Origin of the sequence: Simiaoa sp., assembly GCF_051972595.1 — a bacterium.
Classification (GTDB): domain Bacteria; phylum Bacillota; class Clostridia; order Lachnospirales; family Lachnospiraceae; genus Acetatifactor; species Acetatifactor hominis.
In genome coordinates this window covers 1-26,580 of record NZ_JBOKRY010000012.1, presented here as the reverse complement: position 1 = coordinate 26,580, position 26,580 = coordinate 1, and the positions used below count along the sequence as shown (strand labels likewise).

Sequence of the window (26,580 nt, the reverse complement as noted above, 5' to 3'; positions counted from 1 at the left end):
GCTCCTCCTACACTGCTTTAAAAAATCTTGCCTTCATCGCATATTCCTTAGGAACCCTCATTGTCAAAAGGCTGGTCTTATCATATGCCTTAAGACTCTTCACGGAAACAACCTCTGCATCACAGATTACTGTTCCATCTCTTCCAAGGCCTTTACCCTTTGTGCCTTCCGCAGGTAATGGCAGGAATTCATAAGGAAGTGTTACCGTTGCCGTGCCGTCCCCACAATCCTCATCTATAAGAAAGATCGCCTGACCGGAACAGCTGGCTACACACATTCCGCAATTGATACAGTCTGCTCCTTCTACTGCGATGGGAAGAGATGTAATGTTTGACCCAATAGAGATACATCCTTTCTTACACGCATCCTGACACGGATTACAAGGGATATTCTGGGTACACTCTATCACCGGATGCACACCCGGCTTGTGCGTTACTCCCGGAAATCTGTCTATTTCATCATCTGCAATATATCCATGAAGCAATAAATTCTGTGAAATTTCAATTTGTTCCTCTGTCTTTTCAATCAACTTCCCCCTGTTCTCCGGTGCAAACATCCCCTGTCTGAGTCCATCCAATGCATGATCGAGTGCTACAAGCTCTGTATCCAATTCCTCCTTTTCTATGTACCCCAGATATTCTGCAGCTACAATTCCAGCCATACGTCCCTCGATCATCGCTGAGGAGGCTTCCTCTATTCCGGATACATCTCCGGCAACAAATACTCCCGGAAGGGATGTTCTTCCATATTCATCACAGACCGGTACCTGGCCTCCTCGTTTTGGATTGTCTTCCATCTTGCAGCCCGCCATCTTCAGAAGCTGTGACATCGGGGAAAGTCCTACAGCAAGGCAGATCGTATCCACATCAAAATGCTTTTCCGTGCCGGGTATAAATTGAAATCTGCTGTCTACCTCCGCAATCGTAACTCCGGTCACGCACTCCTTTCCTTCCGCCTTTACAATCGTATGTGATAAATAAAATGGTACTCCTGTACGCGCCACCTTTGCAGCATGCACACCATAACCGCCTACTCTTGATGCGGCATCCACGAGCGCTACGACCTCACATCCACACTGTTTAAGCTGAAAGGAAACGACCAGACCTACATTTCCTGAGCCAAGCATTAAAACCTTCTTGCCAGGAAGTACTCCGTGAAGATTCATCATAGTCTGTGCTGCCCCTGCTCCGATGACTCCCGGTAATGTCCATCCCGGGAATGTGACCATGTTTTCTGCAGCTCCGGTTGCAATGATGATTGCATTTCCCTTATAATGCTCTACCTCTCCACCTCTTTTGACCACAACCTCTTTATCCTGATACAGGCCAATGACTGTCGCATTCAGCACAACTTCGACTCCGGCTTCGTCCGCTTCGTCCAGAAGCTGCTGTCCGATCACAAATCCTCTGACTTTTGCCCTGTGTTCCTTTGAGCCGAAAAACTTATGGATCTGTTTGAACAACTGTCCCCCCGGCTTTTCATTTTCGTCAAAGACAACAGCTTTAAGTCCCTTCTTTGCTGCCTCTATCCCTGCTGATAAACCGGAAGGACCAGCTCCTACTATTATTAAATCATATCGTTTCATGTTAATCTCCTTCCCCAGTCCTTTGGGTTACTGCTTATCAAATGGTTGATCTGATACGCCGTATTGAGTTCGTACATCCATCCCCGGTGCAAGCGGTGTAATACAAGTTCTGACATTTGGTTCACCATTTACAATCATGACGCAATCCGTGCATCGTCCTATCGCACAAAAAATCCCTCTTGGTTTGTGCTCCTTTTGCGTATATCTGTGCACCATCACTCCTGCTGCCTTTAATGCTGCCGCAATCGGCTCTCCTTCATAACCTTCCATCTCTTTTCCATCAAAGGTAAACTTCACTAATTCACCCTTTTCCTGGACGCCCAGTATCGGATGCTCCTTTATTCTCTCTGACATAACAGTTCTCCCTTCTGCAGCTCTCTATGCTAAATCCGGCTTTTCCCAAAGTCTCAGTTTTTGTCCCAGTCCCAGTTCCATTGCCTTCTCATAACAGCGTTTGCCCCATGCCACATCTTCAACCGGCATTCCTCCTACCGAGAAAATTACGACTTGTTGATCAGAATCCCTGCCTGCACACTTACTATTTATAATATCTCCCAGATCATACATATCACTTTTCTCTATGAAACCGTCATGGATCATATCGGTAAATTTGGAACCTATAATGTTATTTGCCCCAAATGACGGATAGGGAAATTCCTCAGCCCAGGCCTCATATAAAGCTGTATTATCCACAACAAGCCTGCACTTTTCCGTGTCTGCCATATATCCTGCATCCAGTTCAAAGCAGCTTACTCCGATGATCAGGGCACCCGGTTTTATCCATTCCCCCCTGATATGCGGGTATGTACCGGGATCGGTATTTCCTGAATTTGCAAAAGCTATGACATCCGTATCCCTTACCAGCTCTTCCAAGGTGTCTACTGCTCTTATTACCGGAATATTTGGATATTTTTCCTTCGCATATTCCACGAATGCAGTCAGCGATCTCTGTCCTCTTCCTTTTACCTTAATCTCTCTTATACCCGGACATTCCGCTAAAATAGCTGCCAGAGATGTCTTTCCCATAACTCCCGGTCCGCAGATTCCGCAGACTGAGGCATGCTTCGGTGCCAGATATCTTACCCCTACCCCCGGTATTGCGCCGGTTCTCATTGCACTTAAAATGTTGGCAGACATTAATGCAATAGGGGCACCTGTATCTTTATCGTTTAACATGACGGTGAGAATGGAGCGGGGAAGTCCTTTTGTCTTATTATTACTGTTGCTCCCATACCATTTCATTCCCGCCAAATCAAAAGAGCCTCCGATATAAGCCGGCATTGCCATAAATCTTCTGTCGTCACCTTCATCAAGCGGCATATTCGGAAAGGGAGATTCCTTTGGAAAAGATATCTGGCTGCCATGGGAATTATGATTTTCACCACCCATTACATAATCTCCCACGTTCAGGCACTTGATCACCTCTTCCATGGCGTCGATACATGCCGGCATGTCTTTTACACCGGCCTTTATCATGTCTTCCTCTGACAGAAAAACAAAGTCAATTGTTGGATATGCCATATCTGCTTCCTCCTTAATATCCGGTCATTTCTTATGCGTCAGCTCCGTTGCTTTTGATATAATTACTTCATGTAAGGTACATCCCAGAGATTCAGTGATGTGCCCAGACCTTTTTCCACGGCTCTCTGATAACAATCGTACCCCCAGGACAGATCTTCCAAGGGCATACCACCGATCGAGCACATCACAATCTCGTCATGATCCTTTCTGCCACCGGATGTTCCATTTACAATATCACTCAGATTAATGACCTGCTCTCTCGGTATCTGTCCTGTCTTTACCAAATGTACAAAATGGATGCCCATGATCACCCATTCTCTTTTATTTCCAAACGCATCTACCGGCCCTCTCGCAATAAAATTATTCAGATACTTCCGGTACATTCCATAATTGTCCACCACCATTGTAGTATTCTTAAAATCTTCATATTTACGATAGAGGAAGGAACCCATGCTAAATATTGTTGCTCCCTTTTTGAACCATTCGAGCTTGAATTCTTCCATATTTTCTTTGGTGACGGACATTGCTTCTGACACTACATCTGCGTCGCGACAGGCTTCTTTAAGACTGTCACAGATGACAATTTCTTTCACCTGTGGATAGGTTTTTTCAATAAATTCTTTCATGGCAAGGGCTGTCTTTGACCTCGAAGAACTTCCTCTTATTTTAATCTTCTTGATATTAGGAAGTACTTCCATATAACACATCAGTGCACATTTGTTGATGACACCCGGTCCAAGTAAGGACAACACCTCTGAATCTTTATTTGCCAGATATGTTGCTGCCATCGCCGGCATTGCTCCTGTCCTCATAGCCGATAAAAGGTTTGCCGACATGATTGCCTTAGGAGCTCCGGTGTCCACATCGGAGAGGGTCACCATCAGGATGGATCTTGGTAACCCCAACACCTGATTATGGCTGTTTGAACCGTAATACTTCTGCCCGGCTATATGGAATCTTCCGCCTAAATATGCCGGCATTGCCATAAATCTTCTATCCGGTCCGTCATCCAGAGGAAATCCCTCTATATCGGATTTTTGTGGGAAGTTCATCTGCAGGCCATGCTCGTCTGCATTGGGTCCTCCCAGCAAAAAATCCTTTTTCCCAAAGAGAGACATGGTATCTCTCATGGTCTCAATGCATCGGGCCGCATCCAATACACCGGCCTCTATCATTTCCTGCTCATTCAGATACAGAAAATCAATCCTCGGATATGCCATTTTGGTCCCTCCATCCGTCTATTTCTTTAATTTTGTCCACATTTCATCATAGATTGCCAGAGTATCCGTATCAAGATAGCTTACAAATTCACCGCTCGCGATCACTTCTGCCGGTACATTTTTTGCCTCATTATTCACATAATCCTCTCCCAGCATCTCCAGTGCAGTCTTATTCGGACACAGATACGGGAAATCCTCAATGTTCATCTTTGCAGCTTCTGCTGACAGCATATAATTAATAAACTCCATTGCTGCATCATAGTTTTTTGCTCCTTTTGGAATTGCCCAGTTATCCAGGAACACATAAGCTCCCTCTGTCGGATACACTATTTCAATATCCGGATTTTCATCCATGGCAAGTGCCACCTCTGCTGACCATACCATTCCTACAGTACAATCTCCTGAGATTAATGCAGATTTCGGAGAATCCGAATCATATAGCTTAATGTTATCCTTAAGTGTCAATAATTTTTCTTCCACCTGTGCCAGGGTATCAGGATCGGTCTCATTCATGGATAAGCCCATGGACCGTTCTGTCATTCCGATTACCGCTCTGTAGTCATCCAGAACTACCAGCTGGCTTTTGAGAGAAGGATCGAACAGATCTGCATAGGATGTAATTTCTTTATCTACCTTTGCTGTATTGACGGCAATACAAGCCACACCGCCTTCATATGGAACACTGTAAACATTGCCCGGATCAAAGCTTTCATCCAGATAAGCGGGATCAATATTGGACAGATTCGAAAGCTTATCCTTATCAAGGGCTTCCAGCTTGTCCTGCGCGATCAGGTACTCTATGGCATAGTCGGAAGGCAAAATCACATCATAGGTACCTTCTGATTCTGATTTCAGTTTTGCAAGCATATCCTCATTGGAAGAATACGTTGATACATTCACCTTGATTCCGGTATCCTTTTCAAAATCAATGATAGCTGCTTCCGAAACATATTCTGTCCATATAAACACATTTACCTGACCCTTTTGGGCATCCGTACCTGTGTTTCCGCATCCGGTCAGCATAGAGCATACCATTACACCTGTCATTAAGAAACCGAACATTTTTCTCTTCATAACCATTCCTCCTTCAAATAACTATTGATGTGTTTTCTTTTTTAATAAATCACCCTGTGTTAAAAATACAAACAGGATTGTTCCCACCAGGATCAGTGTCGACAATGCATTCACATCCGGAGCGACACCACTTTTTACACTCTCCATCACCTTGAGAGGGTAAGTTTTGGTCTGACCATATACGAAATAGCTGATGATCACATCATCTATGGATAACGTAAATGCCAACAGCGCCCCTCCCAGAATTCCCGGAGCAAGCACCGGAAGAGTGATTTCAAAAAAAGTTACCAGACGGTTGGCTCCCAGATCCATACTGGCCTCCTCGATGGAGCTGTCATACCCGGCAAGCCTCGCCCTGACGTTGAATATGACAAACGGAACGCAGAACGTTACATGCGCCAGTATCAGTGTCAACATTCCTCTTGCGATGTTTACCTTGGCAAATATTGTCAATAAGGAAATACCAAGTACGATCTCCGGAATGACCACAGGTATATATAATAGTCCATCGATAAATGCCTTTCCCTTGAATTTATACCGGTACATCCCGATCGCACCGAGAGTACCGATGATCGTAGCAAGCAAAGTACTTATCACTGCAATGATCATGGTATTTCCAAATGCCTCCAACAGGGATGTGTTGTCCCACAGCTTCACATACCAGTCAAAAGTAAATCCTTTCCAGCTCATATACGGCTTCGTGGTCGTTGCATTAAAGGAATTCACGACAATGACTGATATGGGCAGAAACAGGAACAGATATACCAGGGTACAAAATGCAATACTTAATCTTTGTTTCCTTTTTTCTTTCCTTTTTCTCTTCATCTAAGCACCCCCTATATTCCAAGAGCATCCATATCTCCGCCAAGCTTCTGGTAGATTTTCACGAGAATCAGTGTCACTACAATTAAAATGATGGATAATGCCGCTCCTAACGGCCAGTTATTTCCGCTCTGGAACTGTCTTTCTATCAGGTTTCCGATCACATCCGAATTGCCGCCACCCAGGATATCCGATACGAAGAAATATCCCAGGCAAGGAATAAACACCATAAGACTTCCGGAAAAAATACCACCGGATGTAAGCGGAAGAATTACTTCAAAAAACGTACCAACCGGTCGTGCTCCCAGATCGGAGGAAGCCTCCAATAAGGATCCGTCCAGTTTTTCTATAGCGGTATATAACGGTAAAATCATAAATGGTATCAGGCAATACACCATACCAAGAATCGTTGTTTCCTGCTTGTACAGGAGATCAAGCGGTTCTCCTACAAGGTGCAGCTTCATCAGCAGTCCATTGATCCAGCCACTGGTTCCCAACAGATTTCTCCAACCGTAGATCCGGATCAGGGAATTTGTCCAGAATGGAATAATAACAAGCATATATAAAATTTTTTTCTTTCTGCTCTTTGTACGCGCTATGATGTACGAGAAAGGATATCCGATCAGAATACAAAGTACTGTTGTTATAAATGCAATACCCAAAGACTGTGCATAAATTCTTAAGTAATCCGTGTTGGCAAGTCTGATATAATTCTGTACCGTAAACTCAAAGGTCACATTATAAAACTCGTCAATGGAACAAAAGCTCATCACTGCCACGTAGATCAGAGGAACTGCAATAAGCAGAATCATGATCAAAGTAACCGGACCAACTGTGATCAGTGCCGGCAGGGTATTGGAACGGAATTCGTGTTTCGTTTTCTTTTTTTTCATAGGATACCTCCTAAGCCAGCCGGATATTGTTCAATTCCTCAAATATGTAATGACTTTCATTATGGATCAATACTGCATCCTCTACATTCCAATACGGGAAACACCTGCTTCCTATTTCCGGCAGTTCCTGACCTGACAGACGTTCCATTTTCAGTTCATTCCCATTAGGAAGTGAAATGATACATTTCAGCACCGAGCCTACATAAATATAATCTTTTACCTGGGCGGTCAGTTCAAAACCTTCTACCGGTTCCATGGAAAATTTCATTTTCTCAGGCCGCACCGAAATCGTAGCATATTCCAACAAAGAAAAGTCTTCCGGACAGTTCACGGATACTGCTCCATTCTCCAATGTCAGCGTGGCAACACCGTTTTCAATTCTGGTGATGCAGCCATCATAGGTATTTGTTTCACCGATGAAGGTAGCTACAAACTTCGTTGCCGGATGCTCATAAATCTCTGCCGGAGTTGCCAGCTGGTCAATGATGCCGTCATGCATTACGGCGATCCGATCGCTCATAGTCAAGGCTTCCTCCTGGTCATGTGTGACATAGATGAATGTGATATTCAGCTTCTTCTGTAATCTTTTCAATTCGAGCTGCATCTGCTTCCTTAGCTTTAGATCCAGTGCGCCTAACGGTTCATCTAACAGAAGTACTCTCGGTCTGTTGATCAGTGCCCTTGCGATGGCAACTCTCTGCTTCTGTCCTCCGGACATCTGTGACGGATACCTTTTTTCAAACCCGCTAAGCTGAACCATCTCCATCATTTCAGACACACGTTTCTTAATCTCTGCCTTCGGCACCTTCTTCATTTTTAATCCGTATGCAATATTGTCATATATTGTTTTGTGCGGAAAAAGTGCATAGGATTGAAATACCGTGTTGACATTCCTTTCAAATGGCTCCTTATCTTCGACCCGCTCACCTTCCACCATGATCGTTCCTGTTGTAGGCTCCTCAAAGCCGGCAATCATTCGCAGTGTGGTTGTTTTTCCGCAGCCGGATGAGCCTAACATGGTTAGGAACTCCCCCTCCTCTACGGAAAGGTTCAGATCCTTCACAACATGATTGGCACCATAAATTTTATTTACACCTTTTATCTCGACGATCTTGCCCATGAAATCACCTCTCCATCCCTTAAAGTGCTTTCGTTCCTCTCTCTCCGGTACGAATCCGGATTGCATCCATGATGTCTCTGATAAATATCTTGCCGTCTCCGACATGACCTGTTACACAGGTTTCCCGAACCTTCTCAACGATCTTCTCTACATCTTTATCATCAACGACAACCTCTACTCTTACCTTGGGAAGTAAGTTAATGGTCGTCTTAAAGCCTCGGATCTCATTTACAGTCTCCTCGGTATCAGATGAGATTCCCTTCTGGGTTCCGCACCCCATCACCGTGGATAAGGTCATACCCCCACAATTAATATCATCCAGAATCCTTTTTACATCCTCAAGCTTCTCCGGTCTGATTAATATTACTAATTCCTTCATATTCCCTTCCTCCTTCACCTTTTTGACTGACTTTCCGCCTTGCTTCATGCCCGCTTTCACTTATAGACGCTCTACGCAGCAAAGGGGCTTGTCCGAATCGGATAAGCCCCTTTGCTTTGGCGTCTTTCTCTTGTTTCTATGAATATAGCGCATTAAGTTGTCTAATTCAATAATTCAGTTTTACCATCTTTCTACTCCAAAAGTGGTAGTCACTCAAATTCTTTTACCATTTTAAACAGTTGAACTCTGCTTTTTATTCCCAGTTTGTGGTATATATTCAGGATATGCTTCTTTAATGTATTCGGTGTAATAACCAATTCATCACATATTCGAGCATTATCCTTTCCTGACATCAACTGTTTCAATATTGTATGCTCACGTCTTGTCAGATCATACTTTGCAACAGCCTCCGTCACTGTTATTTTGTCCATACCGTTTTCTCCTGATTTGTAAAACTGCTCCAACCGGTAGGCCAGATGATCCTTCAGAATATCCAGCACAAAAATATCATCATAATGGAAGTTCTCCTTTCCGATCGTTCGGTAAAAGGTGATCGCACCTAAAAATTTCTTATTCCTTGCAATAACGACCTGTAGTGCATAATGCCAGTTATTTGGCTTATATACCTTTTTATAATAATCTGTCTGTGTCCTTACTTCATCGGATATAATATCCGTTTCCCTATAGATCAGCATCTTGCCGCTTGCCACGATCCCTCTGCTGTAATCAAGATCTTCGTACATTTCCGACAGATCCATATCACAGTTGTATGTAACGGGGTCACACAACAATTTTCCCTCTTCCGTAGATGCCATATAAAAATCAGCGCTGTCAAAATCCAAAACCATCTTAAGCTGATCCAGGAGCTCATATCGCATATCATCAAAGCATTCTGTCGTATATATTTTATAAATGATGTTATTCAACATGATCCAGTCATTTATTTCCATTTTCTTCATGGCTCACCCTCCCTTGTACACAATACCATCAACTTTTCCCTATACAAAAGGCAAAGAAGCTTTTTACAGCCTCTTTGCCTTATTTCCTGCATCCTATCATATTTCGTCTCTCACGTCAATTTACATTTTGGACAATACGGTCTGCATTATACCCTGTCGCAGCAAACACACTGAATCCGGCTCTTATGCTTTAGTTTCCTGCATCTCAATTACTCTCGGCTATATTTTCCGCATCGGTTTCTGCCTCCACCTGCTTTACACCGTCCTGTGACAATAGCCATTCTGTGATTTCTTTTACTGCTTCTGTCATATATCCGTGATGCCGGTATTCATCTTTCAGACCATATCCAATTTCAACCACTCTATGCCTCCTGTCCCGGCAGTTTCTTTTTCTCTTTATATGGAAACGGTCGTTTATTTGTCAATACTTTTTATGCTTATATTATCTCTTTTTGTAAATCAGAAGCTCCGGATTTTCACCATTCTTCTCATATGTACATACCAGAATAAAATCCATGTTTGCCAGAATACCGAAACACCTGCCTCCTCCGAATTCAGACTCCAGTTGATTCCCCAGATAGGTTTTCTGATCATCAAGGAATTTCACTTTTTGACCATTCGGCAGAGTATATTCCAGATTCACATATTTCCCCACAAGTGCATTTAGTTTGTCTACCCTTGGAAGTCCGTCTATATGCAGATCATTAATTTCATTTATCAATTGCTTTTTAAACTCTTCAAACTGCCCATTATCACTAAGTTCATCATACCTTTTCCAGTAATCTAACTTTGGAAGCATTTCTTTCAGATAAGAGTGTGCCTGTTCTTCGGTAAAGTTTTCATTCACCATATTCTTTACACACACGTTGATCAATTCATCCATATCGTTATATGTGTACGTTCCGTCTGCATAGCACCACTTACAATACTCCTCATTTAATGTGCCATCCTTATCTCGTCCCAATATGGAATCATCATCAATTGGCATTCCGCAGCACTGACAGATCAGCTTTCTGGGTTCTCCCAAAAGCGTATTGATGGAAACATCAAATTCTTTCGATAAGAGCTTAAGTGTATCAGTATTGGGAACGGTATCTCCATTTTCCCAGCGTGATACCGCCTGCCTTGTAACCATGATTTTATCTGCCAGCTCGTCCTGTGACATTCCTCTTTCCGTACGAAGCTTTAAAATAATATTTTTTGTTTCCATAGTCGTCACCTCCATAGCCATATCATATCGACAAATTCATGTTCTGAAAAGCAACCTGCTGTTGCCACAATCTATCTATATGATTTGATCAGCACTCTTTGGTCATGACTTTATTTCTTCTGAGAATAGCTGCTGTTTGCGCTCAATCATCTCGTCAATCTTCTCAATATACAGCCCTACATCCTTGACATTATCACACCGCTCGATCCGTCCATCGGGGAAGACCCGCTTGGTGATGCTTCCGGCGCCCAGAGCAACAATGGTCTGTTTCTCCTCCATGATGAGGATGTTGTACAGGCCGTATTTGCCGGGACGGGCGTAGCCGGTGTTCTCGAAGTTGCCTGACATGTTCTTCTGTCGGTAGAGGTAATAAGGCTTCATTCCAAGCTTCTCAGCTCCCGCCGCCGCGATCTTCATGGTTTCGTCGGTGTTGTGAAGCATGGAGACGCCGTTCTCCTGGATCCACTGGTTCAGGCGGGATGCACGCTTGATCGCCAGGGAATGAACGGTCAGGCTGTCCGGGGCCAGCTCCACGATCTTTTCGATGGTGCGCTGTACATCCGCCTCCAGTTCTCCCGGCAGTCCCAGGATCAGATCCATATTGATATTATCAAATCCGACCTCTCTCGCCAGCCTATATGCCGTAAGTACCTGTTCCACGCTGGCTTTTCTGCCGATGATATCCAGGGTCTCCTGCTTCATAGTCTGGGGATTCACGGAGATACGGCTGACCTGGTGACGGTGTAATACCTCCAGCTTCTCTCTGGTGATGCTGTCGGCACGACCGGCTTCCACAGTGAATTCCTTCACGGTAGAGAAATCAAACTTGGACTTTAATGCCGTGATCAGACGGTCCAGCTGCTCCGGTTCCAGTGTGGTGGGCGTACCACCGCCGATATAGACGGTATCCAGTACCTTGTCCTTAAAATTCTCCGCCACATAATCCATCTCTTTGATCACAGCGTCCACATAAGCGTCCACCTGCCTGCGGAATGCAGCGATCGGATAAGAGGTAAAGGAACAATAGAGACAGGTTGTAGGGCAGAACGGAATCCCAATGTACAGGCTGTAGCCGCCCTCATAATGAATCTCTTTTAACAGATCCCGCTCTCTCTTCGCAATATCGATTCCCAAGAGTGCCTTCTCTTCGCTGACATAATGGCTCTGCTCCATGAATTCCAGAATCTCTGCATCACTTCTGCCCTCATCCAGCATACCATAGGCGATCTTCGTGGGACGGATCCCGGTAAGGTTTCCCCAGGGGAGTTCCTGCCCGGTCACCTTGCTTAAGGTACGGTACAGGAAACGTTTCAGACCGTTCTTATACCCATCTGCAATGGGTTCCGTCTCTGCATCCCACAGAAAATCCTCTTCTCCCACGCGGATCTTCGCACCGGTTTCGGCCAGTTCGATTTCCAGACTGACCTGCGGTTCCAGCTCTGCCAGCTTCTCCGGTTTTGTCTCCGGGGTGATGACCGTGACCTGGTCCTCCGCATAAAAAGCCTTCACCAGAGAATGTACATCATATTCATAGTTAGGATGGGATAATTTCACTACTTTCATTGTAATCTCCATTCCGCAGACGATTCCTTTCGTCGGAGGAATCGCGAATCAAACAGGCACAGAGATAACTCTTTCTGTGCCCGAATATATTTCAGTATTATAACTATTCAGAACCCCATTCGCAAAGCCGCTGCTACGCAGCTTTCCCTTTGCTCATGTGGTTACTTCGCCATATAAATATCATATAATATTCTTACGAATGCCAGCATTCGACGAATATTTAACGCTATTTACATGGCTCTGAATAGTTATACACAAAACGGATTATATTTCTTCTCATGTCCGATGGTGGTGCTGTCGCCGTGTCCCGGATAGACTACCGTCTCCTCCGGCAGAGTAAACAGCTTCTCCTTCACCGAACGCACCAGCGTACTCATACTGCCGGTGGGGAAATCGGTTCTGCCCACGGATTCCTGGAACAAGGTATCCCCGCAGATCAGGAAACCTCCCTCCGGAAAATAATAGCTGACACCGCCCGCGGTATGTCCGGGCGTTGCCAGAACTTTGATCCGGATGCCATCCAGATCCAGTTCCTCGCCATCCTTCAGATACACATCCGCGGTGACCGTTACCGGGCGTCCCATATCTTTCGACAGGTTACTCTTCGTATCCAGCAGGAAATCCTTCTCCGCCTCCCCGGCATAAATTTTCACGGAGTTCTCTCCATGCTCCCCGGCATAGGTATCTGCTGCTGCCTTCAGTTCTGCGCAGCCACCGATATGGTCGAAATGTCCATGGGTCAGAAGGATCGCTGCTGTATGCAGTCCGTGCTGCCCAAGCGCCTCCTCAATTTTCTCTCCATGATCCGCGGGGTCGAATACCAGCACTTTATCACTGTTCTCTCTGTATACAAAGTAACAGTTGGTCTGATAGATTCCCAGCGTCATATGTCCGATACGGATATTGCTCATAATGATCTCACTTTCTGTTCCCCGACAGGTTCCGCCGTTTTCCGGACATCACCTTATCAGCCTGTGGTTCTCTCGATGTCAATGACGCTCTCGATGCCCCGGATCTTGTCAATGATACGGTTCAGTTCCTCTCTGCCGCTGATCTCGAAGGTCGTCTGCAGCGTTGCCAGTCCCTGTCTGTTGGTTCTGGTGTTCATGGACATAATATCAATATTTTTCTCCGTCAGCGCCTTGGAAATATCCGCTAACAGTCCATTACGGTTGTTGGCATAGATCTTGATCTCCGCCAGATATTTCTCCGCATGTGCCTCCTCCGGCTGCCATTCCGCATCGATCAATCTCGCCCTCTCCATCTCCGGCAGATTGATGATGTTGATACAGTCGGTACGGTGAATAGAGATACCTCTTCCACGGGTCACATAACCCACGATCTCATCCCCCGGCACAGGAGAACAGCACTTGGAAAAACGCACTGACAGATCCGCGATGCCCTTTACCACGATACCGCTCTTGGACTTCATGAGGACAGGCTTGTTCGCACCACTTTGCGCATTTGCCGCATTGTTCTCCGCAATGCTTGCCAGAACTTCCTCGTTGGTCATCTCTTTCTTATGGTCACGGTCGTACAGCTCCTGCATCTTGTTGACGATCTGCCCCTCTTTCAGAGCACCGTGTCCTATAGCCGCCAGCACAGAATCCCAGTCCCGGAATCCATACTTGCGCATAATGGCATCCATATACTCCTGCTTCTGGAGACCTGCAAGGTTGATGCCTCTGGCTTTGCAGTAGCCGGAAAGCAGATCCTTGCCCTTTAAAATATTGTCTTCCTTTAACTCATTCTTGAACCACTGGTTAATCTTGTTCTTGGCCTGAGTACTTTTTACCACATTCAGCCAGTCACGGCTGGGGCCCTTGGAGTTCTGCGAAGTGATGATCTCGATCCGGTCTCCGTTGTTGATCTTATAATCAATGGTCACAAGTTTCCCGTTGACTCTCGCTCCCACCATCTTGTTACCCACGGCGGAATGAATGCTGTAAGCAAAGTCAATCGGGGTAGATCCTGCCGGAAGGTTCTTGACCTCACCGGTAGGCGTAAAGCAGTATACGCTGTCAGAGAACAGATCCAGATCGTTCTTCAGCAGGTTCATGAATTCCTTGTTATCCGACATGTCCCGCTGCCACTCCAGGATCTGGCGCAGCCATACCAGCTTCTCTTCTTCCTGTACCTCCGGCTTCTTGCCGTCGGAAGCCTCCTTGTATTTCCAGTGGGCGGCAATACCGTATTCCGCCACGCGGTGCATCTCAAAGGTACGGATCTGGATCTCGAAAGGCTGTCCGTTGCTGCCGATCAGCGTCGTATGCAGGGACTGGTACATATTCGCTTTGGGCATGGCAATATAATCCTTGAAGCGCCCCGGAATGGGTTTATACATTTCATGGATCACACCCAGTGCCGCATAACAGTCCTTCACCGTCTCCACGATGATACGCACGGCGAAGAGGTCATAGATCTGATCCAGCGTCTTGTGCTGGTTCTTCATTTTCTTATAGATGCTGAAAAAATGCTTTACACGGCCATCGACTTTGGCTTCGATGCCGGCATTCTTAATATGTTCACTGACTTCATCCACAATACCCTGGATATATTTTTCACGGACGCTCTTACGAACAGCGATCTTATCCACCAGATCATAATAGATATCCGGCTCCAGATACTTCAGTGACAAGTCATCCAGTTCGATCTTCAGTTTGCTGATACCAAGTCTCTGGGCGATGGGACAATAGATCTCCAGTGTCTCCTTGGCAATCCTCTGCTGGCTCTCCGGCGTCTTGTACTTCAACGTGCGCATATTGTGCAGACGATCCGCCAGCTTGATCATAATGACGCGGATATCCTTCGCCATGGCGAGGAACATCTTACGCAGGTTCTCCGCCTGCATCTCCAGCTTGGCATCTGACTGTTCTCCGTTGCTGCCGGACAGCGGAATCTTCTCCAGTTTGGTCACGCCGTCTACCAGAAGTGCAACATCATCACCGAATTCTCTCTTAAGATCCTCTTCCGTCATCACGGTATCTTCCACCACATCGTGCAGGATACCTGCCACGATGGTCTCTTTATCCAGTTTCAGATCCGCCAGAATGATTGCCACATTCAATGGATGGATGATATAAGGCTCTCCGGACTTCCGGAACTGATTTTTGTGAGCCTCGCTGGCGACCTTATAGGCTTTCTCGATCATAGAGATATCATCACTGGGATGATATTTTTGCACACATTGAATAAGCTCCTGATACAATTCATCCGGATTCACGAATTCTTCTGATTTACTTATCTTGTCATCATCAAAAATGACTTCGTTCTTCTCTTCTGTCATAGACGAAACAGCTCCATATTATTTTTATCGATGTCTTATTTTCCCTCGTAGCAGATGGCTGACTCCAGACGATATTTGCTAATGCGCTCACGGCCTTTCAGTCCTGCCAGTTCGATCAGCACTACCACACCGGCTACTTCGCCGCCCAGAGACTCGATCAGTTTGATCATAGCCTCAGTGGTACCTCCGGTAGCGATCAGATCATCCACGATAAGCACTTTCTGACCGGGCTTGATACTGTCCTTGTGCATCTCGATGGTAGCGGAACCGTATTCCAGATCATACGTGGCGGATACGGTCTCTCTGGGAAGCTTTCCCTTTTTGCGGATCAATACAAAGGGCTTATGATTATTGTATGCGATCGGTGTTCCGAAGATAAATCCGCGGGACTCAGGACCTACTACCACATCATAATCCAGATCCTTGATCTTCTCCTGCATGGTATCGATCGCCAGATGCAGTCCGTCCGCATCCTGCAGTACACTTGTGACATCACGGAAAATGATACCCTTCTCCGGGAAATCGGGAATGCTCTTTACATATTCTTCCAACTTTTTCATGATTCTACACACCTTTCTCTTATTTAACGAATTTATAGCTGCTTTTCTGCTACTTCAATCTGTTTTTTAATAAAATATTTGATGATCTCGCTTCGGGTAATAATTCCGATGAATACATTTCTGTCATCGATCACCGGTACAAAGTTCTGCATCTGCGCCTGTCCCAGCAGTTCTTCCATATTCGTATCGATACATACCGGACGGATCTTGCCGCTCTGGATGATATCCCTTATCGACAGCTTCTCCAGACTTTTCATGGTAATGCTGTCCAGTTCACTGTTGTGGCTTAAGATATTCCACAGAAAATCTCCCTCACTGACTACGCCCACATACCTGTCCTCGGCATCGATCACCGGTACCGCCGTGTAGCCGTAGCGTTTCATCTTCTCCAGCCCCTGCCTGATGGTCATATCGTCCCGAAGAAAAGTAACTTCTTCCTTCGGAGACAAAAAAGATGCAATGTTCACAATGTTCCTCCTGCCAGTTTTTCTTCTTGTATGCTGTTTATTTTTCAGAAGTTATCTCTTCATAAGTGCCTTCCACTGCTTCCTGTTCCTGTTTGAATCTGCGTAATTTCTCCGCAAAATAGATAGTGGAAAAGCAGTCGCCGACACCACTGAGGATCAGTACCACTCCCAGAACACGGAACAACAGAATCGCTGCTTTGAACGGATTGTAGATCAGTACCACTCCGAGAATGATGTTGATTGCCGCCACAATAAGAAGTCCCAGCCAGCTGCTGTAACCCAGTCTTTTCAGGTCAATGGCATCCTGCAGTTTGCTGCATCCGCTACACAGAACCAGTACTCCCAGAATAAAGGGAATCAGGGAGATGACGATCTCTACCTTGTACAGGACTACTGCTCCCAACACGATTCCGAGAATACCGAATACAAACTCATTGTGATAATAGTTCTCTCTGGCATCTCTGAGCAGATAGCAGATGATAGAAATGAGACCTGCCACGATCAGTACGATACCGATCAGATACCCCAGTGTCTTCTGCATGGTCTCCGGGATCACCAGTGCTACGATTCCTAAGAGAATATACAGCACACCGGTAAGAATTGCTTCCCATTTCAATTCTTTTAACATTTTCATATGTAACCCTTCCTTTCCTAAAACTCCTATAACGAAAAAGGGGCTCTCTGCAAACCTGCGGAAAACCCCCTTTGTGTTCAATTTACTTTCTGCCGCAGCACTTTTTATACTTCTTGCCGCTTCCGCAAGGACAGGGGTCGTTGGGATAAACCTTCTGCTCCTTCACAATCGTAGTGGAAGATTTCTGCTCTTTGTAGAGTTCCTTACGGGTCTCTTCATCGAAAATAGCGTTCCACTCTTCCAGATTGTACAGCCAGTCAGCCTCTGCCGCTACCATGTTCTTGTACAGAAGAGCCTTATCAAATCCTAAGTTTACCTCTGTATCCTCTTCCAGATCATCGAGAGGGTTCTTCTCTACCAGGCTGTCGTTGATGCCATCCAGGAATCCGGTCATGGTCATCAGGGATACTTTGAACTTGTCAGCCAGTTCCTTCACCGTACCCTTTACTACTTCATCGGGGTTCTTCAGAAGCTGTGCGTAGATCTCCTTCTCCTCCTGAAAATAAGCTGCCCAAAGTTGCTGCAGCTTCTCCTTACCGGTTGCCTCATTATATGCTACTGATCTCCATTGTTCCATTAAATTCATAATTGTAATACCATCCTTACATAATAATTATATATTTAATCATACGATTTATCCGCTCAATAGATAAACTGCCCAGCCTACAAGCAGTCAGGCAGTTCACCTATTGACCGAATGATTAATCATAGTATATAACATCTTCACTTCAAAAACAACAAAAAAATATCAATCTCAGATGTATAACGGAGGCGGATCCCGGGCAGACTACTACTATCATCGGACCCCCTCCTTTGATCCTACGGAAGATACGATAATACTTAATCCTCCCCTTTTGAAAAGAGGCACCCTCCGGTGCCTCTTTTTTACAATGGAACTTTTCCTTCTTTGATCAGTTCAATAAATGCATCCGCCACCTTCGGATCGAACTGGGTTCCCTTATTTTTCTCCAGTTCTCCCATAGCATATTCCACACTGAGTGCTTCCTTGTAAGCTCTCTTGGAGATCATGGCATCAAAGCTGTCACACACCGCCAGAATTCTTCCCAGGAAAGGAATCCCTTCTCCCTTCAGGCCCCTGGGATATCCCTTGCCGTCATATCTCTCGTGGTGTGACACAACCGCCGGGATCACATAGTTCATATTCGGAAGATAGTGGATCATCTCGATGGACTTTTGCACATGGCTCTTCATGATCTCATATTCTTCATTCGTAAGCTTTCCCGCCTTTTTCAGGATGCTCTCAGGAATTCCGATCTTACCGATATCATGTAATAATCCAGCCACCTTTACCGTATGGATATCATCCCCCGGCAGTCCCAGCTTCTGTGCCAGCAGCACTGCATACTGAGATACATTCGTGGAATGCTGGAAGGTAAAGGAATCCTTCGCGTCGATGGCAGCCACCAGTGCATACACCGTAGGTGCCACCTGTTCATATCCGGTCTCTTTATTCCTGCGCTCCGCGTCAATATTTCCTTCATATACCTGGATCCGGTTCTTGCCGTTTTGCTTTGCATAAAAAGCTGCCTGCTTCGCCTTTTGAAAAAGATCCGGTGCATCCGACGCCAGTCCGGGATGCCATGCCACACCGACACTGAAGGTAATCGGCTGCATGACCTGTGGTTTGTCCACGCCATTCTCCTGTACTGCACGGGTCAGCATTTCCGCCAGTGCCACCAGTGTCTTACTGCCAGTCTCCGGCACAGAAATCAGGAATTCATTGGAGCCTACGCGGAATACTTTGCCGTGCTCCGCATTTTCCTGCAATTTCTTCGCACACCATTTTAAGATCCGGTCTCCGGTCTGCTCTCCGTACAGATCATTATACAATTTAAAATTGTCCATATCCATATACAGGAAGCCTCTCGCATCTCCGAGAGCGTCCTCCTTTTGCAGACATCTGTTGCAATAGGTGCGGTTGTACAGGCCTGTCAGTTCATCGTGAATAGATACCTGATATACTCTTTCATAGGCATCAATATTTTTCAGGCTTCCGGATGCAATGTTCGCCAATTGTCTTATGCAGTCCACTTCCTGATAATTGAGCTTATTTGCCCGCATCCGCTCCATATAGATAAACCCGCAGATCTGATTATCATATCTTAAGGTTGCGATCACTGTCCGCTCCGGGATATTATCCTGTTTCACCAGGTCACAGATCCCGGCTGCTTCTTCCTTACTTAATGGAATATGTCCGCTCTGTACCGCTTCGTGATACCCTTCTCCATTCGAATTCTTCTCGAAGATCCTGGCTTCACATCCGGGGATCGCATCGCCCAGAATATCATGCAGTGTAGCAAACAGCTCTCTGCGGCTCAGAATGGATGCCGCCCTGTCCTGAAATTGTCGGATTCCCTCCAACATATGCTTCTGCTTCTGATATAGAATATTCTCCAGCTGCTTCCTGGCGAAAAGGATAACAAGTACGGTCCATCCCGACTGCAGGGTAATGCATAAGATCAGCCTCTGCACTGCTGTCTGTCCAAGGCTGCCTGTCACGATTTCCAGATTATAAGACAGGATCACCACCGGAATTGCCGCCACGATCACTGCCAGAAAATACACCGCACCTACCGTTGCCCGATACGAAAAATCAAACAGATACTGCTTGTACATGATATATACCATGCATATTGCCATCCCCACACTGCCCAGCATATCGAAAGGGAATACACTTCCGGGCAGCATGCAGAGCATATTTCCTCCCAGAATAAACACCGTTCCAAGCAGCAGGGGAAACAGCTTTTTACGCAGCTCCTTATTGTCTCCTATCTTACAATGTGCAAGATAAGTGGCATAGATCATTACTGCGATCTCCATGGCTGTGAGAACACCGGTTCCGACAGTTGCATGATACACATAAACACAGGTGCCATCCGCGCGGTTCACAAGCTCCGGTGCCGGCAGGATAGTACCACTCCTTGCATTTCCCAACACCAGTGCCAGCGTCAGCACACCATAAATGTAGATCAGGGCATCATGCTCCGTAATCTCCAAAAATCCAAACAGAAACACATACATGAACATCGGGATCATCAAAAGACCAAGCAGGGCGAAATTATGCCAGAAAGTAATTCCGGGAAATATCCCAAGTCTCATAAGGCTCACACTGCCCGTCCAGATCAGGCAGGCGGTCAGCACCAGCCGAAGACCGCGGATTGTCCGGTTCCTCATGGTATTGAAAAAACAGAACAGCAGAAAAAGGGAGCAGCAAAAAGCTCCCAACGGAATACCAATATAGAGGTTTCTATTCCATATCGTATCCAGAAAACTCTCCATACTTAATTTTACTCCCTCATGCTTTATTTCCCTTGTGCTGGAACGTTATCCCCATTCGTCCCATATCCTCTATATAGCTAAGAGTTTACCACATTTTTCTTTTAAAGACAACTGCACATCCAGGATTCTCTGATTCTCCGATCCCCGGAAGGCCAGCCGCAGATTCTTCCTCTCCTCGATAAATTCTCCATCCACAATCACATCCAAAAGCGGCAGAAGTTCTGTGATCACCGGATCCCCTTCTTCCATCCAACGAAGCAGATCCCTGTCAAAATGATATCCCGTATAGCACCAGATGGTCTTCTGCGGATATCGCTCTCTTACTTTCTTCACCAGAGAAAGTACGGTTCCTCTGTTCTCAGGCTCCATGGGTTCCCCTCCCAGTAAGCTCAAGCCCCGGATATAGTCCGGGGCCAGTGCCAGCAGAATTTCTTTCTCTGTTTCCTCTGTGTATGCCTGTCCGTAATGAAAATCCCAGGCTTCGCTGTTAAAGCATCCCTTGCAATGATGGGTACAGCCGCTGACGAACAATGATACCCGGACTCCGGGGCCGTTTGCCACATCTGTTTTCTTGATCGTTGCATAATTCATAGGACATTTCCTTCCCTTTTACTATCTGCACATTACAGATGAAGAACTCTTGCCTTGATCTCCTTGGTCTTGCCGGCATTCCAGAAGTTCTCTCCCAGATAGCCGCAGGTTCTTCTGGTGACATTCATCTTCGCATGATCCTTGTTATGACACTGGGGACATTCCCACTCCATGTTATCATTGATCATGATCTCACCATCATAGCCACATACCTGGCAATAATCGGATTTGGTATTGAACTCTCCGTACTGGATATTGTCATAGATGAAGCGGATCACTTCCTCGATGGCTTCCACATTATTGGTCAGGTTCGGCACTTCCACATAAGAGATAGCTCCGCCCAAAGACTTATTCTGGAACTCACTCTCAATCTTAAATTTTGTAAATGCGTCGATTTTCTCCCGTACATCCACATGATAAGAATTTGTATAGTATCCTTTATCGGTGACATTGGAAATATCACCGTATTTTTCACGGTCGATCCTTGCAAAACGGTAGCAAAGTGTCTCTGCGGGAGTTCCGTAGAGGCTGAAAGCAATGCCGGTCTCCTCTTTCCATTTTGCGCAGCGATCCTTCATATAATCCATAATGCGCAGGGCGAATTCCTTGCCGGGCTCCACGGTCTGGCTGCATCCCTTCATCAGATAGGTCGTCTCATACAATCCGATATATCCCAGAGACATGGTGGAATAACCGTTATGCAGGTATTTATCGATGGTCTCACCCTTCTTCAGGCGGGCAATGGCGCCGTACTGCCAGTGGATGGGGCTCACATCGGATACCACACCCTCCAGTGCCTTATGGCGGCACATCAGTGCTTCATAACACAACTCCAGACGCTCGTCCAACAGTTTCCAGAACTTCTCCTCGTTTCCTTTTGCCAGGATACCGATCTGGGGCAGGTTGATGCTGACAACGCCCTGATTAAAACGACCTTCCCACTTGTACTCTCCGTTTTCATCCTTCCATGGAGACAGGAAAGAGCGGCAGCCCATGCAGGAAAATACATTGCCCTCGTAGTTCTCACGCATCTTCTTGGCAGAGATATAGTCGGGGTACATTCTCTTAGCGGAGCACTGTGCGGCCAGCTTGGTCACATAGTCGTATTTTCCGCCCTTTAAGCAGTTATTTTCATCCAGCACATAGACTAACTTCGGGAAAGCGGGAGTCACATAGACACCCTTTTCATTCTTGGTTCCCTCGATGCGCTGACGCAGGATCTCCATAATGATCTGTACGGTCTCTTCCACATATTCATCGTTCTCATCAATATGCAAAAACAATGTCACGAAAGGAGACTGTCCGTTGGTGGTCATCAAGGTATTGATCTGGTACTGGATGGTCTGCACACCGGATTTTAATTCATCGTGCAGGCGCATCTGTACGATCTTATCCTTGGCTGCCTGATCCAGGGTATCTCCGAACTCGTCCTCCAGCTGTTTTGCAAATTTTTCCCTGCTCTTACGCAGATATTTTCCCAGATGCTTGATATTGACGCTCTGTCCGCCGTACTGGTTGCTGGCTACGGCTGCGATGATCTGGGTGGTCACGGTACATGCCACCTGGAAGCTCTTGGGCGATTCGATCATTTTGCCATTGATGGAAGTACCGTTGTCCAACATGTCCTTGATATTGATCAGACAGCAGTTGAAGATCGGCTGGATAAAATAATCCGCATCATGGAAATGCAGCACACCGTTATCATGTGCCATAGCAATATGCTCCGGCAGAAGCAGACGTCTGGTAACATCGCGGGACACTTCGCCTGCAATATAGTCTCTCTGTGTGGATGCCAGGCGGGTATTTTTATTGGAATTTTCCTCCGCCAGTTCCTTATTCTCATTCCGGATCAGTTTTAAAATGGATTCATCCGTGGTGTTGGATTTGCGGAGCAGACTTCTCTGGTAACGGTATACAATATACTTCTTCGCCAAGGTATATTTGTTGTGCTCTACCAGATGTTCCTCGATCATATCCTGAATATGCTCCACGGTCTGGGTCTGTTTACCCTCTTGCTGCACATCCTCCAGGATCTCTTCAATCAATCCCTCGCTGGCACGATACCGCTCCTCCACTTCGTTGTTCGCCTTATGGATCGCTTCCCGGATCTTGTCCTCTTCATAAGGCACTACTCTGCCGTCTCTCTTCTGAATCTTCATTGCTGTTCCCTCACTTTATATCATTCCCATCGAGATGCGAATTTCTGCATAAGCCGAAAGAAAAGCCGCATCGGAAGCAAGTTCCCGACACGACTCTCTACGCAAATCATAGTATATTACTAGATTTTGTGCTTTAAAATTCATTTCGCATCTACATCTTGTATATTTATTATAGTGAGGAAACCTAGAAAAAGCAAGTACCTTTTTTAAAACATTCCTCTTCCACCATACCCTCCGAAGCACAGACCGCCACCACCGCAGCACAGATTGCAGAACAGGTTCGCCAGGCAGATTTTCAGGCACAGGTCATTCCCACTCATATTGGGATAGCCATACGCAGCCTGTCTGCTCTCATACCATTGTCCGCCGCTCTGAAGTCTCTGCAGCAGCATCTGGTATTCCATATTCTGCGGTTCCAGTGACGCTGCTTTTCCTGCATGCTCCAAAGCTGCCACATTGTTTCCCAGTCCCATATGAGCCATGGCACTGTAATAGTACCATCTGGCAGTCTTTTCATGCTCCCCCATGCCGTCCAGGGTATTTCTTGCCTCTCTGTAATAACCGTTTCTGATGTAATTGCCGGCTGCCCGCAGTCTGGGCTCTTCCTCATATCCGGAAGTCTGCTGCTGCCATCCGGCCTGCTGCCAGAAGTCCCCAAAGTCCTGACCGAAGCCGCCATAACTCTGTCTCTGATCATAGCTGCTTCCGCGGCTGCCATATCCACCGCCGTAGCTGTAACCTTCTGTTCGTTCCTTCATGATCTGCTGATAGGCTGCCTGTATCTCCTTGAACTTTTCTTCCGCCTGATCCTTGTTGGGATTATTGATATTGGCATCGGGATGATATTTTCTGCTCAGGGTCTTATATGCTTTTTTGATTTCTTCCTCGGAAGCATCTCTGCTCACCCCCAGGACACTATACGGATCATAATTCATTTTCCGTTACCTCTTTTGCATTGTCTTTTTCCCGTTTTTTCCGCACGATCTCATAGCGGCACCATACACCGGAATACAGAATATTCCGCAAAATATCCACATTTTGTAATATAGGAAGCTGTTCGAATTCCTTACAGCACTCTGACATCATCATAGTCAGGATCTGTCTGCATTCCTCCTCGAAGCCGGGCTCCGCATAACGTTTCTTTAGCGGATTGTAGGTTCCTTTTTTGATATCCTGTTCAACATCCTCGTAGGCATCCAGCAGGTAGATAAATTTTCCGAGGAAAAATCCCAGTCTCGCCAGATTATCCTTCCATTCATCCTCGCGGCAGGATACGATCTGCGCCATAACTTTTCCAAACAGTCCTGCCATGGTATCGATGTCCGCATTTCCCTGCTTTTCCGCATCTGCAAAATCCTGCATTGCCAGTGCGATGTTTTTCACTTTTTCTCCATACAGCAAAGGCTTTTTATGGATTTTTCTCTCCAGGAGATGGCTGTACGCCAATCCTCGCAGGCTGTTTTCGTCCTCCCAGTCATCCTCCGCCTTATAGCAGGCAAAAAGCACCGTCATATCCGCCACGTAATCCGTGAACAGATTTCTTCTCGTGGCATGCTTTTCCAGAGGATGTGCCACGCATCTGCACTGATTCTCCTGCTCCTTTGGTTCATATAAGCCGGTAAGCAGCATCAGGATAAAGGTCATATCGTAATTCAGGGAAAGCTGCCCCAGCACACCGTAGCGCTCCTTCAGGCTCTGGCATAATCCACAGTAATAGGATCGATACACATCATACTCCTTGAATTTCATCTCCGACTGATTGACCACAATATATCCGAACATCTGACTCACCATCCTTTCTTATTTCCCGGTTTTACTTATTTTCCATTTGTAATCCTGCCTGTCCTGTCAGGTCTTGCGGATAAATTCCTCTCCGCATTTTCTGCAGTGGATCGCAATCTTTCCTTTGTGTCTGGGCACCCGGAGCTTCTGTCCGCATTTGGGACATTTAAAGATCTTATAATCCCTGCGTCCGGCAAATAACTGCTTCCGGCGCTGCCACCAGCTGCGCACCTTCATTTCTTTTTTGAGATACCATTGGTTCTCCGCGCTTCTCTTGCTCATATTTCTGGAAAACATCCGGTAATAGACATAAACCAGCAGGGCAAGAGCCAACACATAAAATATTCTCAGACCAAAAAAAGAGAGCGCCAGGCAGACCAAAGCCACAATCAGCAGAAACTGATTGAAGCGGTCATTGCCATAACGCCCCCACATGAAACGCTGTAACTTCTCTTTCATGAAGTGCCACCTTTCGTCCGCCACCATGCAGGGGATACATTATCCTAGTCTTTCAGAGACTCGTTCGCGAAGCCGACTCTGAATATTAGCTACATTATGGTCTGCCGAAAAGCAAAAAGCAATTAACTAAATATAAACTTTTGTAAAAGAACTATTATTTATTGTTCCGATCCTTCTGCCACAGCTCCTGTGCCCGCACATCCCAGTTTTTTGCATACTCCGCACATTTTCCACACAGATGCTCCACGGATTCCGGTGACTGTAAGTCGGTGGAATGAGCTTTTGTCGTTTTGGGTTGAGAAACGGCTATTTTTTGTTTATAATATCTCTATCTTGGTTCTTTTTATGGGAAAAGGAGTCATGTGATGAAGACAAAGGAATTATTGGCAGACAGCTTTCGGACACTTGTGCTTACCGTGCCTTTTCAGAAGATATCCATTAAAATGATCACGGATGGTGCTCATGTGATCCGCCCGACTTTCTATAATTATTTTCAGGATAAATACGAAGTGATCGAGTTCTTGTTTGACCGGGATATCGGCAGCAAGGTCGAAGTCATGATTGAAAATGACATGGAACACGAAGCCATTAAGCTGATGTTTATCTGCTTTGAGAAAAATAAGGAATATTACCGCAGGCTTTTTGAGATCACAGGTCAGAACAGCTTCGGAGAATTTTTTGCCCATTACTGCGAAGAGACTTTTTTCTGTATTCTATCCAGACATCCCATGAAGAAAATGCCCTGCGATCTGATCACTCCGCAATCGCTGGCGCATTATAATGCCCTATTATTGATCGAGATCCTGAAGCTTTGGCTCTCTTCTACCAAAGACGTGCCTGCGGAGAAAATTTTTGAAGCTTATCAGTACATAATGCGGACGCCGATCCTGGACATGATCCAGTATCCGGAGATATAAAAAGACAGGTCTTAATGACCTGCCTTCAGACTGTAGACAAAGCTCCTTCCTGTGAGGGAGCTTTTCTTGTGTCATGACT

Annotated in this window: 26 protein-coding genes; 1 reads left to right on the top strand and 25 read right to left on the bottom strand. The window is 45.9% G+C overall.

What is annotated here, in order from left to right; translation table 11 throughout:
• Nucleotides 1-7: 7 nt before the first annotated feature.
• From ACTRDR_RS06430 to ACTRDR_RS06310, 25 genes are all read right to left on the bottom strand, one after another.
• Entirely contained in the window at nt 8-1,585 is a 1,578-nt protein-coding gene (locus tag ACTRDR_RS06430; protein WP_440526558.1) for an FAD-dependent oxidoreductase, read from the bottom strand.
• A gap of 27 nt (nt 1,586-1,612) precedes the next feature.
• A complete protein-coding gene (locus ACTRDR_RS06425; RefSeq protein WP_178774073.1) occupies nt 1,613-1,939 on the bottom strand; it encodes a 2Fe-2S iron-sulfur cluster-binding protein in 327 nt (108 codons plus the stop codon).
• 24 nt (nt 1,940-1,963) lie between these two features.
• The gene (locus ACTRDR_RS06420) at nt 1,964-3,106 is read right to left on the bottom strand and encodes a tyramine oxidase subunit B (protein ID WP_178774074.1); all 1,143 of its coding nucleotides are present in this window, start codon (nt 3,104-3,106) and stop codon (nt 1,964-1,966) included.
• Between the two features lie 62 nt (nt 3,107-3,168).
• Nucleotides 3,169-4,326 (bottom strand): tyramine oxidase subunit B, encoded by a 1,158-nt coding sequence (locus tag ACTRDR_RS06415; protein ID WP_178774075.1) that lies wholly within the window; start codon nt 4,324-4,326, stop codon nt 3,169-3,171.
• An 18-nt stretch (nt 4,327-4,344) separates the two neighbouring features.
• Nucleotides 4,345-5,400, bottom strand: coding sequence for an ABC transporter substrate-binding protein (locus tag ACTRDR_RS06410; RefSeq protein WP_440526557.1), 1,056 nt, complete (start codon nt 5,398-5,400; stop codon nt 4,345-4,347).
• A 21-nt stretch (nt 5,401-5,421) separates the two neighbouring features.
• Entirely contained in the window at nt 5,422-6,225 is an 804-nt protein-coding gene (locus ACTRDR_RS06405; protein ID WP_440526556.1) for an ABC transporter permease, read from the bottom strand.
• Nucleotides 6,226-6,236: 11 nt separating this feature from the next.
• Nucleotides 6,237-7,115 (bottom strand): ABC transporter permease, encoded by an 879-nt coding sequence (locus ACTRDR_RS06400; protein WP_440526555.1) that lies wholly within the window; start codon nt 7,113-7,115, stop codon nt 6,237-6,239.
• Nucleotides 7,116-7,125: 10 nt separating this feature from the next.
• Nucleotides 7,126-8,235, bottom strand: a complete 1,110-nt coding sequence (locus ACTRDR_RS06395; RefSeq protein ID WP_440526554.1) for an ABC transporter ATP-binding protein — start codon at nt 8,233-8,235, stop codon at nt 7,126-7,128.
• A gap of 19 nt (nt 8,236-8,254) precedes the next feature.
• Nucleotides 8,255-8,614, bottom strand: a complete 360-nt coding sequence (locus ACTRDR_RS06390) for a P-II family nitrogen regulator (protein WP_178774080.1) — start codon at nt 8,612-8,614, stop codon at nt 8,255-8,257.
• 209 nt (nt 8,615-8,823) lie between these two features.
• On the bottom strand, nt 8,824-9,573 hold the full coding sequence (locus ACTRDR_RS06385) for a response regulator transcription factor (protein ID WP_440526553.1): 750 nt from the start codon (nt 9,571-9,573) through the stop codon (nt 8,824-8,826).
• A 205-nt stretch (nt 9,574-9,778) separates the two neighbouring features.
• On the bottom strand, nt 9,779-9,934 hold the full coding sequence (locus ACTRDR_RS06380) for a GNAT family N-acetyltransferase (protein ID WP_440526552.1): 156 nt from the start codon (nt 9,932-9,934) through the stop codon (nt 9,779-9,781).
• An 81-nt stretch (nt 9,935-10,015) separates the two neighbouring features.
• The gene (locus ACTRDR_RS06375) at nt 10,016-10,783 is read right to left on the bottom strand and encodes a zinc ribbon domain-containing protein (RefSeq protein WP_440526551.1); all 768 of its coding nucleotides are present in this window, start codon (nt 10,781-10,783) and stop codon (nt 10,016-10,018) included.
• Between the two features lie 102 nt (nt 10,784-10,885).
• The gene (gene hemZ, locus ACTRDR_RS06370; protein WP_440526550.1) at nt 10,886-12,358 is read right to left on the bottom strand and encodes a coproporphyrinogen dehydrogenase HemZ; all 1,473 of its coding nucleotides are present in this window, start codon (nt 12,356-12,358) and stop codon (nt 10,886-10,888) included.
• 236 nt (nt 12,359-12,594) lie between these two features.
• Nucleotides 12,595-13,257 carry an MBL fold metallo-hydrolase gene (locus ACTRDR_RS06365; RefSeq protein ID WP_440526549.1) on the bottom strand — a complete coding sequence of 221 codons (663 nt, stop codon included), beginning with the start codon at nt 13,255-13,257 and terminating at the stop codon, nt 12,595-12,597.
• Nucleotides 13,258-13,313: 56 nt separating this feature from the next.
• On the bottom strand, nt 13,314-15,632 hold the full coding sequence (locus ACTRDR_RS06360; protein ID WP_440526548.1) for a RelA/SpoT family protein: 2,319 nt from the start codon (nt 15,630-15,632) through the stop codon (nt 13,314-13,316).
• A 35-nt stretch (nt 15,633-15,667) separates the two neighbouring features.
• Complete coding sequence (locus ACTRDR_RS06355) at nt 15,668-16,192, bottom strand: adenine phosphoribosyltransferase (protein WP_022313203.1); 525 nt, start codon at nt 16,190-16,192, stop codon at nt 15,668-15,670.
• Nucleotides 16,193-16,224: 32 nt separating this feature from the next.
• Nucleotides 16,225-16,659 (bottom strand): CBS domain-containing protein, encoded by a 435-nt coding sequence (locus ACTRDR_RS06350; protein WP_176864292.1) that lies wholly within the window; start codon nt 16,657-16,659, stop codon nt 16,225-16,227.
• A 37-nt stretch (nt 16,660-16,696) separates the two neighbouring features.
• Nucleotides 16,697-17,293, bottom strand: coding sequence for an HdeD family acid-resistance protein (locus tag ACTRDR_RS06345; protein WP_440526547.1), 597 nt, complete (start codon nt 17,291-17,293; stop codon nt 16,697-16,699).
• Between the two features lie 82 nt (nt 17,294-17,375).
• On the bottom strand, nt 17,376-17,879 hold the full coding sequence (locus ACTRDR_RS06340; protein WP_176864296.1) for an SEC-C metal-binding domain-containing protein: 504 nt from the start codon (nt 17,877-17,879) through the stop codon (nt 17,376-17,378).
• A 299-nt stretch (nt 17,880-18,178) separates the two neighbouring features.
• The gene (locus tag ACTRDR_RS06335) at nt 18,179-20,593 is read right to left on the bottom strand and encodes an HD domain-containing phosphohydrolase (RefSeq protein WP_440526546.1); all 2,415 of its coding nucleotides are present in this window, start codon (nt 20,591-20,593) and stop codon (nt 18,179-18,181) included.
• 69 nt (nt 20,594-20,662) lie between these two features.
• Nucleotides 20,663-21,184, bottom strand: coding sequence for an anaerobic ribonucleoside-triphosphate reductase activating protein (gene nrdG, locus ACTRDR_RS06330; RefSeq protein WP_176864308.1), 522 nt, complete (start codon nt 21,182-21,184; stop codon nt 20,663-20,665).
• Nucleotides 21,185-21,216: 32 nt separating this feature from the next.
• Nucleotides 21,217-23,343, bottom strand: coding sequence for an anaerobic ribonucleoside-triphosphate reductase (gene nrdD / locus ACTRDR_RS06325; RefSeq protein WP_440526545.1), 2,127 nt, complete (start codon nt 23,341-23,343; stop codon nt 21,217-21,219).
• Nucleotides 23,344-23,549: 206 nt separating this feature from the next.
• A complete protein-coding gene (locus ACTRDR_RS06320; RefSeq protein ID WP_176864312.1) occupies nt 23,550-24,278 on the bottom strand; it encodes a DnaJ domain-containing protein in 729 nt (242 codons plus the stop codon).
• On the bottom strand, nt 24,268-25,125 hold the full coding sequence (locus ACTRDR_RS06315; protein ID WP_440526544.1) for a DUF5685 family protein: 858 nt from the start codon (nt 25,123-25,125) through the stop codon (nt 24,268-24,270). The genes ACTRDR_RS06320 and ACTRDR_RS06315 overlap by 11 nt, the downstream gene beginning before the upstream one ends.
• Before the next feature lie 66 nt (nt 25,126-25,191).
• Nucleotides 25,192-25,584 carry a hypothetical protein gene (locus ACTRDR_RS06310; protein WP_440526543.1) on the bottom strand — a complete coding sequence of 131 codons (393 nt, stop codon included), beginning with the start codon at nt 25,582-25,584 and terminating at the stop codon, nt 25,192-25,194.
• 365 nt (nt 25,585-25,949) lie between these two features.
• Here ACTRDR_RS06310 and ACTRDR_RS06305 point away from each other — a divergent pair, with 365 nt between their 5' ends.
• A complete protein-coding gene (locus ACTRDR_RS06305) occupies nt 25,950-26,501 on the top strand; it encodes a TetR/AcrR family transcriptional regulator C-terminal domain-containing protein (RefSeq protein ID WP_176864322.1) in 552 nt (183 codons plus the stop codon).
• Nucleotides 26,502-26,580: the final 79 nt, after the last annotated feature.

What these genes read in the sequence shown, in the direction of transcription:
- ACTRDR_RS06310 (WP_440526543.1), bottom strand. Translation starts at nt 25,584, where the DNA reads ATGAAAGAGAAGTTACAGCGTTTCATGTGGGGGCGTTATGGCAATGAC.
- ACTRDR_RS06365 (WP_440526549.1), bottom strand. Translation starts at nt 13,257, where the DNA reads ATGAGCAATATCCGTATCGGACATATGACGCTGGGAATCTATCAGACC.
- ACTRDR_RS06320 (WP_176864312.1), bottom strand. Translation starts at nt 24,278, where the DNA reads ATGAATTATGATCCGTATAGTGTCCTGGGGGTGAGCAGAGATGCTTCC.
- ACTRDR_RS06355 (WP_022313203.1), bottom strand. Translation starts at nt 16,192, where the DNA reads ATGAAAAAGTTGGAAGAATATGTAAAGAGCATTCCCGATTTCCCGGAG.
- ACTRDR_RS06385 (WP_440526553.1), bottom strand. Translation starts at nt 9,573, where the DNA reads ATGAAGAAAATGGAAATAAATGACTGGATCATGTTGAATAACATCATT.
- ACTRDR_RS06405 (WP_440526556.1), bottom strand. Translation starts at nt 6,225, where the DNA reads ATGAAGAGAAAAAGGAAAGAAAAAAGGAAACAAAGATTAAGTATTGCA.
- ACTRDR_RS06415 (WP_178774075.1), bottom strand. Translation starts at nt 4,326, where the DNA reads ATGGCATATCCGAGGATTGATTTTCTGTATCTGAATGAGCAGGAAATG.
- ACTRDR_RS06420 (WP_178774074.1), bottom strand. Translation starts at nt 3,106, where the DNA reads ATGGCATATCCAACAATTGACTTTGTTTTTCTGTCAGAGGAAGACATG.
- nrdD (WP_440526545.1), bottom strand. Translation starts at nt 23,343, where the DNA reads ATGAAGATTCAGAAGAGAGACGGCAGAGTAGTGCCTTATGAAGAGGAC.
- ACTRDR_RS06410 (WP_440526557.1), bottom strand. Translation starts at nt 5,400, where the DNA reads ATGAAGAGAAAAATGTTCGGTTTCTTAATGACAGGTGTAATGGTATGC.
- ACTRDR_RS06340 (WP_176864296.1), bottom strand. Translation starts at nt 17,879, where the DNA reads ATGAATTTAATGGAACAATGGAGATCAGTAGCATATAATGAGGCAACC.
- ACTRDR_RS06375 (WP_440526551.1), bottom strand. Translation starts at nt 10,783, where the DNA reads ATGGAAACAAAAAATATTATTTTAAAGCTTCGTACGGAAAGAGGAATG.
- ACTRDR_RS06425 (WP_178774073.1), bottom strand. Translation starts at nt 1,939, where the DNA reads ATGTCAGAGAGAATAAAGGAGCATCCGATACTGGGCGTCCAGGAAAAG.
- ACTRDR_RS06360 (WP_440526548.1), bottom strand. Translation starts at nt 15,632, where the DNA reads ATGACAGAAGAGAAGAACGAAGTCATTTTTGATGATGACAAGATAAGT.
- ACTRDR_RS06345 (WP_440526547.1), bottom strand. Translation starts at nt 17,293, where the DNA reads ATGAAAATGTTAAAAGAATTGAAATGGGAAGCAATTCTTACCGGTGTG.
- ACTRDR_RS06400 (WP_440526555.1), bottom strand. Translation starts at nt 7,115, where the DNA reads ATGAAAAAAAAGAAAACGAAACACGAATTCCGTTCCAATACCCTGCCG.
- ACTRDR_RS06335 (WP_440526546.1), bottom strand. Translation starts at nt 20,593, where the DNA reads ATGGAGAGTTTTCTGGATACGATATGGAATAGAAACCTCTATATTGGT.
- ACTRDR_RS06430 (WP_440526558.1), bottom strand. Translation starts at nt 1,585, where the DNA reads ATGAAACGATATGATTTAATAATAGTAGGAGCTGGTCCTTCCGGTTTA.
- ACTRDR_RS06315 (WP_440526544.1), bottom strand. Translation starts at nt 25,125, where the DNA reads ATGTTCGGATATATTGTGGTCAATCAGTCGGAGATGAAATTCAAGGAG.
- ACTRDR_RS06305 (WP_176864322.1), top strand. Translation starts at nt 25,950, where the DNA reads ATGAAGACAAAGGAATTATTGGCAGACAGCTTTCGGACACTTGTGCTT.
- ACTRDR_RS06390 (WP_178774080.1), bottom strand. Translation starts at nt 8,614, where the DNA reads ATGAAGGAATTAGTAATATTAATCAGACCGGAGAAGCTTGAGGATGTA.
- ACTRDR_RS06395 (WP_440526554.1), bottom strand. Translation starts at nt 8,235, where the DNA reads ATGGGCAAGATCGTCGAGATAAAAGGTGTAAATAAAATTTATGGTGCC.
- nrdG (WP_176864308.1), bottom strand. Translation starts at nt 21,184, where the DNA reads ATGAATTATGCAACGATCAAGAAAACAGATGTGGCAAACGGCCCCGGA.
- hemZ (WP_440526550.1), bottom strand. Translation starts at nt 12,358, where the DNA reads ATGGAGATTACAATGAAAGTAGTGAAATTATCCCATCCTAACTATGAA.